The 7,617-nt window shown below is 62.9% G+C and carries 4 protein-coding genes; 2 read left to right on the forward strand and 2 right to left on the reverse strand.

Features of this window, described 5'->3' with window-relative positions:
- Positions 1-194 precede the first annotated feature (194 nt).
- Together lepA and lepB are read left to right on the forward strand one after the other, a co-directional pair.
- On the forward strand, positions 195-1,988 hold the full coding sequence (gene lepA, locus G4L39_RS11230; protein ID WP_165108322.1) for a translation elongation factor 4: 1,794 nt from the start codon (positions 195-197) through the stop codon (positions 1,986-1,988).
- 52 nt (positions 1,989-2,040) lie between these two features.
- Positions 2,041-3,201 (forward strand): signal peptidase I, encoded by a 1,161-nt coding sequence (lepB, locus tag G4L39_RS11235; RefSeq protein WP_165108274.1) that lies wholly within the window; start codon positions 2,041-2,043, stop codon positions 3,199-3,201.
- Positions 3,202-5,223: 2,022 nt separating this feature from the next.
- Here the strand turns inward: lepB and G4L39_RS11240 are convergent.
- Both G4L39_RS11240 and G4L39_RS11245 read right to left on the reverse strand, forming a co-directional pair.
- Entirely contained in the window at positions 5,224-5,853 is a 630-nt protein-coding gene (locus G4L39_RS11240; protein ID WP_165108275.1) for a response regulator, read from the reverse strand.
- Between the two features lie 144 nt (positions 5,854-5,997).
- Positions 5,998-7,617 (reverse strand): sensor histidine kinase (locus G4L39_RS11245; protein WP_240893954.1); only part of this gene is annotated, 1,620 nt, incomplete at its 5' end.

The following is a 7,617-nucleotide window of genomic DNA, read 5'->3' on the forward strand; positions in this document are numbered from 1 at the left end:
TTCATCAGGCGTGCCGATCGGGCGGGGTCGGGGCATGGACGCGGCGGGTCGGCCGTTCTTGAGATGGGATCCGGAACGGCACCCGGAACGTGGCCGACACGGCCGCCGGCCGCGTGGCGTGAAGGTTTGCTCTTTTCTTCCCCCGGTTCACGGTTAATTTGGAGGTTCAACAGAGCCGAGACACGCGAATGTCGATGGAGCCGAGCCTGATTCGAAACTTTTGCATCATCGCCCATGTGGACCATGGGAAGACGACCCTTTCGGATCGTCTGCTGCACCGGACCGGGACCATTTCCGACCGGGAGATGCAGGAGCAGTTGCTGGACTCCATGGACCTGGAGCGGGAGCGGGGTATTACCATCAAGGCCCACCCCGTCACGATGTACTACACCGCCCGCAACGGGAAGCGCTACGAGCTGAACCTCATCGACACACCCGGACACGTAGACTTCTCCTACGAGGTGTCGCGGAGCCTTCGGGCGTGCGAAGGCGCTCTACTGGTCGTTGACGCAGCCCAGGGCGTGGAGGCGCAGACCGTGGCCAATGTGCACTTGGCCATGAAACAAAACCTCACCATCATCCCCGTGATCAACAAGATCGATCTGCCCCACGCCAACATCCCCCTGGTCCGGCAGCAGTTGGAGGACATCCTGGCCATCCCGGCAGACTCGGCCATCCTGGCCTCCGCCAAGGAGGGCATCGGCACGGACGAAATCCTCGAAGCAATTGTCGAGCGAATTCCACCTCCGCAGCCCACCGGTGCGCCCAGTCTGCAGGCGCTTGCTTTCGACTCCTACTTTGACACCTACAAGGGCGTGGTGGTCTACGTCAGGGTCTTCAACGGGGAGCTTCGACCGGGCATGCAGATCCGGTTGCTTCATTCGGGTCAAACCTACGAGGTGAAGGAGGTCGGAAGCTTCAACCCCAAACCCTACGTCCGAGACCGGCTGGGTGTTGGGGAAACCGGCTACCTGGCCGCGGGTATCAAGAGCCCTTTCGAGGTGAAGCTGGGCGACACCATCACGGACGCCCGGATCCCTTCGCCGGCGTTGCCCGGTTTCCAAGAGGTCCGGCCAATGGTCTTCAGCGGGATCTATCCCATCAACACCGCGGATTACGAGCACCTGAAGGCCAGCATGGCCAAGCTGCAGCTCAACGACCCTGCGTTTGTGTATCAGCCCGAAACCAGCGTCGCTCTGGGGTTCGGCTTCCGTTGCGGGTTCCTGGGGCTGTTGCACATGGAGATCGTACAGGAACGGCTCCGCCGGGAATACAATCTCGACATCATTGCCACCTATCCCAGCGTGGTGTACCGGGTCCACCTCACCAACGGCACGGTCAAGGAGGTGGACAACCCGGCGCATATGCCCGAACCGAATTACATTGCGCAGATCGAGGAACCGATCATCCGGGCCTACATCCTGTGCCCCAACGAGTACATCGGCGACCTGCTCCTGCTGATCACCGAGAAACGCGGCGTGGTGGAAAACACCGAAACCCTGGATCCGCGACGCGTGATGCTCACGGCCCGCCTGCCCCTGAATGAGATCCTCATCGACTTTCACGACCGTATCAAAAGCATCACCCACGGTTACGGCTCCATGGATTATGAGCACGCGGGCTACATGCCCTCGGACATGGTGAAACTCGACATGTTGGTCAACGGCGAGCCGGTGGATGCGTTTTCCTGCATTGTTCACCGCGACAAGGCCGAGAGCCGGGGCCGACTGCTGGCCGCGAAGCTCAAGGAGGTGATTCCGCGACACCAGTTCCAGGTGGCCATTCAGGCGGCCATTGGCGGCCGCATCATTGCCCGCGAGACCGTCAGCGCGCTGCGCAAGGACGTAACAGCCAAATGCTACGGCGGTGACATCACGCGAAAGCGCAAGCTGCTCGAGCGGCAAAAGGAAGGGAAGAAACGTATGAAAGCGATCGGTTCGGTCCACATCCCTCAGGAAGCCTTCATCGAGGTACTCAAGACCGGCTGAGCTGCGTGCGGATCAAGAATCCCGAAATCCATCCGGAAGGGAGCGTAGACCCATGCTGTGGCTCCGCTGGTTGTTTTCCCGGACCGTTCGTGACGCCCTCAATCTCTGCCGGCACGTCGAGCGGTTGACTCATGCGCAGGCCGACCTGTTGAGTCCGGCCGCCCGCGAAGGCCTGCAAAAGGCCACCGCTGAACTGCGCAAGGTGCTGCGCGAAAGCGGCAACCCCATCGCACTTCGTGAGCAAATGGACGCCGTGGAGGAAGCCGCCCACCAGTGGCTGCTGCGGTATCCGCACCCACGGCTCCGCGAGAATTTTGAAGTCCTGTTGGTCGCCCTGGCCGTGGCCATGGGGATTCGGACCTTTTTCCTGCAACCCTTCGCCATCCCCACCGGGTCCATGCAGCCCACGCTCTTCGGGGTGACCTCGATCAACCTGCTCCAGTACCCGGGCTTTCAACCGCCCCGGGGCTGGGAACGAATCCGCGAATGGTTCGCGGGCGTTTCCTATGTGCGGGTGGTGGCCAGGACCGACGGGCCCATCCAGCGGGTTGACCCGCCCCTGCGGCTGCTGTTCTTCAACCTGAAACAGACGCTCTGGATCGGGGGCGTGCCCCACACCATTTGGTTCCCCCCGGACACGGGACAGGTGGACATTGCCGTCCGGGGCGGGCTCCGACCGGGCCAATTCTTCCGCAAGGGCGAGACCGTCCTCCACGTGCGCGTGCAAAGCGGTGACCACCTGTTTGTGGATCGGTTCACGTACAACTTCAGACTGCCCCGACGGGGGGAGATCATCGTGTTCGAAACCGCCGGTATCCAGGGCCTGCCCCAGGACCAATACTACATCAAACGGCTCGTGGCGCTGGGAGGCGAACGGGTCCAGATCGGTCAGGACCGGCACCTGATCATCAATGGGCGGCGGCTCAACCATCTCACATCGGGCTTCGATCTGGTTTACAGCTTCGACCCATCCGAACCGCCCCGTGACAGTCACTATTCCGGCCATGTGGATGGTCAACGCCTGGCACCCCTGTTCTATGAACATCCCGACGGTGTGGTGGTGCCCCCCGGCCATTACCTGGTGATGGGCGATAATACCCTCAACAGCCTGGATTCGAGGGCCTGGGGCCCTCTACCGGCCCGTAACGTCATCGGGCGGTTCTGGTTCGTCTATTGGCCCATTACCGAGCGGTTCGGTTGGGTGCCCCGGTGATGCCTGACCAAGATCCCAAGCCACAGACAGCTCCGGTACCACGCCGCCAAAAGCGGACCCGAAAACGAAGTCGTCCAATGGCCCTGGCCCGGCCAGGGATCCATGAAACTATCCGGCTTTCGGGTCCCGGGAGCCTTTTGGATTCCCACAAAGCTCAGCCCCCTTTCCAAGATGGGGGAGGGGGGCCAAAACCTGCTTTGCTTCGGGTTCAGAAGCACCTTCGCGCGTCCTGTTGTTCACTTGAACGTCCAAGCCGAACTCCTGCCACGGTCCACCCGGGCGTGCCTGGCTCTCGAGGGTTGAACCTCTCGGAAGACGGAGTGCCAACGATGGGTTTCCCAGCGCTCGAGGCTCCCGAAAACCACACCAGCGATATCGACTCAACTTGACGGCAACGTTCGAATCGACGCCCTTCCGCTCAGCCACCAGACTGCGCCGGGTTTCTCGCCTAGTTGAACCGCCCCCAAATCTCGGATCGCAAGCCCCCATCGGACCGAACTCGGACCGAAGTGCCTGGATCCGTCCCGAATGCCGACGGCCCTGAGTTTCAAGGCTTGGTACCCGGACACCACTATGCGGCGCCACGCTCACCCGGCGATGCTACGGCGCCCATCGATGGCCAACCGGCACTCCGGCGTTTCTCGCCATCGACGCAAACATCCGCACCGCCTGGATCAAGGGCCCTGGCGTGCCGCTGGAACGGAATTCCAAGGCCGGCCCAATCCCTCAAACGAGGCAGTCAACAGGGAGAGCACGCGCCAGCCCCAAGGACATACGATCACTTTTGAGTGCCCGAAAAGCCATCATCATTGCAGACGCGCCCGCTAAAGCTGCCATTCTGCGCCGCCTTGCTCGGCACCGCCGCGTCACTTGGCCTGAATTTGTCAACCCGCCACCCAGGCGGCCTCAAGTGCGGGCTCCTTGATCGTCCGTTGCTCACCTGGGTTCAAGTGCCAGGGATGTCCGAGACGCACCGGTTTGGGGTTTCCGCGCCGGGACTGGCGACGGTGGTGAAACCAAGGTTTGGACGGCATTTGGTGTTTGCCTGCATTCGGCTGGGAGCGTGGCCCGCGCTTTGCTTCCGATAATTCAGCACAATGTATGTTCTATTGCATATACAGCGGCACGGGCCGGAACGGCACTGCATATCGGCCTCCAAAAACGCAAATCGAGGTTTCGCCGTAACCGCAGCCGCTAAAAGCGGTCGGGAGATGCTCTTCCTCGCGTTCCTTTCGTCGCAAAATCCTCCAAGCCACATCCGCACCCGGCCTGAAGCCGGTCTTTCCGGCCAGCCCCCACCGACCTGGTAAGGGCTTGGCATGGCCGCAGTCATGACATTCCGGAGGAGGCCGGACTTGGCCTGGAAGTTCTCCGGCTGGTGTCCCCAAAGCTTGTTCCGCCCTTGATTAGATCGCTCCTTCAGGAATGCGGAGTTCGGGGTCGGGAGCGAAATATGCCCGAACCGGGGCGATGTTGACGTGGTGTCTCAAGGGCGGTCTAGCGGTCGTGGATCGGGTCGGCGCAACCGCCGAGGTGCCTCTTCGGAGGCATGGCGGGCAACAGTGCCGGAGAGGAAAGCTGTGAGACGCTTGTGGGACGGAACGGCAGGACGCGGGGGCGCTGGAAATCGTGGGCCGTCCAGCCATGGCCGGGTCGTGTTGGGCAGAGGTATTGCGCAGAGCGTTCTCAGCTGCGTGGTCGTGCGTCCGGGTGCGGGTGCGTGGTGGGCGGTGCCGGTACAAACCCGAACCTGCGCTTTGCGGGGGGCGGCGATCCCGGGGTCGGCACCCAAATCCGGAGGCGCGGGTGTTCGAGCACTTACTTTGCCGAAGTGCGGGAGCAGCCGTGGGAAACTCCGGGACCATGTCGGTCGACCCCGCAGTTGGGGATGAAGGTTGGCCCGTGGCTCAGTCCGTGCGGAGGTTTGGCCGGTTCCGCTGCCATGGCTCTGTCCTTGGCACCCGGCTGTCAACCTGACTCCGCCTGGGCTGCAGTCCGGCAGTGGGCGGATGGACCGCCTTGTCAACGGCGCAGGAACTTGGCCACCGCTTCGGTCCGGGTTCGGACCTGGAGCTTTTCGTAGATGCGGCGGATGTGGGTGTGCACGGTTTCGTACGTGACGCCGAGCTTTTCGGCGATTTCCTTGTACAGGAAGCCCTGGGCAAGGAGGTCCAGGACCTCGCGCTCCCGCGGCGACAATTCGAAATCCGGCTCGGGTGGTCGCGCCGGCGGTTTTTGAAAGGACTGGACCACCTTGCGGGCGATGTGGGTGGTCATGGGGGAACCGCCCTTCATGACGTCGCGGATGGCCTGCAAGAGCTCGGCCTTGGTGGAGCGTTTGAGGAGGTAGCCGGTGGCACCGGCGGCCAGCGCGTTGAAGATGTTGTCGGTGTCCTCGTAGACGGTGAGCATGATGAACTGGGTGTCCGGGCATTGATCCTTCAGCCGGCGGACGCACTCGACGCCGTTGATGCCCGGCAGGTTGATGTCCATGAGGACCACGTCGGGTTTCAAGCCGGGTACGGCTTGCAGGGCTTCCTCGGCCGTGGCGAAGCGTCCCACGCAGGCAAACCCTTCGGTGCGCTCGAGCACCCTGCCAAGGGTCTCGCGCAGTTTTTCGTTGTCCTCGACAATGGCAACCCTGATGGCCATGGTTCGAAGCGGCCCCGGTTTGGACGCGCTGCGTCAGTTTCGCACCACAGCATACAGCCCGCCGAGGAGACCGGACAGTCCAAACCACGCGCGACCGGCCGGAAATGGGCGAGTGGTTTTTTTTACGGCGCCGTAGGGTCACCTTCAGGGAGCCGCTATGCCGGTGGGGAAGATGAATCGTACCAGGGTCCCCCGCCCTGTCGCGGACTCGATCCGCACCGTCCCACCGATGTCCTGCATCCGCTTTTGCATGTTGCCGAGTCCATGTCGTCCACGCGACGAGGCATCCGGCGGGAGCCCGCAACCGTCGTCCTGGATCTCCAGTACGGCCCGACCGTCTTCGAGTCGAACACGGAGGTGAACGCTTTGGGCCCGGGCGTGTTTGACAACGTTGTGGATGGCCTCCTTGGCTGCCAGGTAGACGTTGTGGCGCACCTCGGGCGCAAGGGGTCGGTCCGGTAACGGCGGCACTTCCAGCCGGTATTTGAGTCCGGCAACCGACAGGTATTCCTGGGCGTACTTGCAAAGGTAATTGATCAGTCCCTCCAGGGAGTCGTGTGCGGGATTGGTGGCCCAAACGATTTCGTCAAGGGCGCGGGTGGTTTCGCGGGCTGTTTCGGTGATCTGCCGGGCGTGTTCCTCAACTTCTCGCGGTTGGTCCTTGTCGGTCTCCAACATTTCACCAAGCAGGGCCACCTGGACCAGGTTGGCTCCCAGCTGGTCATGGAGATCCCGGGCAATACGGGCGCGTTCCTTCTCGAGGGCCTGTTGCAAACGGAGCTGACGGCGGAGTCGGGCCGTGGAGAGCCAGTGCACCGTCCCGGCGATGGCGCCCACCAGGGCCAGGGTGGTCAGTGTGAGAAACCAGGTCGTTCGCCAGAACGGAGGTTGCACGATGATGTCGAGACCTGCCGGTACCGGGCTCCAGACACCGTCCTCGTTGGCGGCGCGGACCTCGAATCGGTACCGACCCGGCGGCAACCGGGGGTACCGGACCAGCCGGGTGCCGTTGGCGGATGTCCAACGGTCATCATAGCCGGCCAGCCGATACTCAAACGCGGCGCGTTCGGGTGCGGACAGATTCAGGCTGGTGAAAGAAATCTCGAGTCGGTGCGGGCCCGGAGGTATGGTGAAAGCGGTGGGTTCGGCCGCGCGAAGTCCTCGCAGGTAGATCGCCTGGTTGTCCATCCATACCGATTCGATCCACACTGGCGGTGGAATGCGATTGGGCTGCAGGTTGTCCGGATCAACGGAAACCGCACCCTGGACGGTGACAAACCACAATCGCCCGTCCGGTGAGCGGGTGGCGGCCGGTTGGGATCCCTGGGTACATTCCTCCGTGGGCAAACCGTCGGCGCGACCGTACACACGGCCGGTCAGACGCCGGGCCGTCCCGCTTCGAACGGCTTCCAAGGTGTCGGGCGGCACCCGCATCAGACCGGCATTGGATCCGATCCACAACGCCCCCTCCGGCTCGGCGTAAAGGTAACCAATGCTGTTGCCGGGCAGACCGGTTTGGGTGGTAAATCTTGTCCAGCGTCCCTTCTGATGGACGGCCAGGCCATGGCCGGGTGTCCCGATCCAGAGCGTCCCATGAGGATCGGCCCAGAGGCAGGAGACCTCGTCGCTGGGCAGGCCGTCGGCGGATTTGCGCCAGTGGGTCCACCTGCCCTCGCGGAGGAAAAACAGTCCACCGCCCGCCGTACCGACCCACAAGGTCCCTTCCTCGTCTTCGGCAATGGCGCGGATCGGCTCGGGGCCGGG

The organism is Limisphaera ngatamarikiensis (assembly GCF_011044775.1).
Classification (GTDB): Bacteria; Verrucomicrobiota; Verrucomicrobiia; order Limisphaerales; family Limisphaeraceae; genus Limisphaera; species Limisphaera ngatamarikiensis.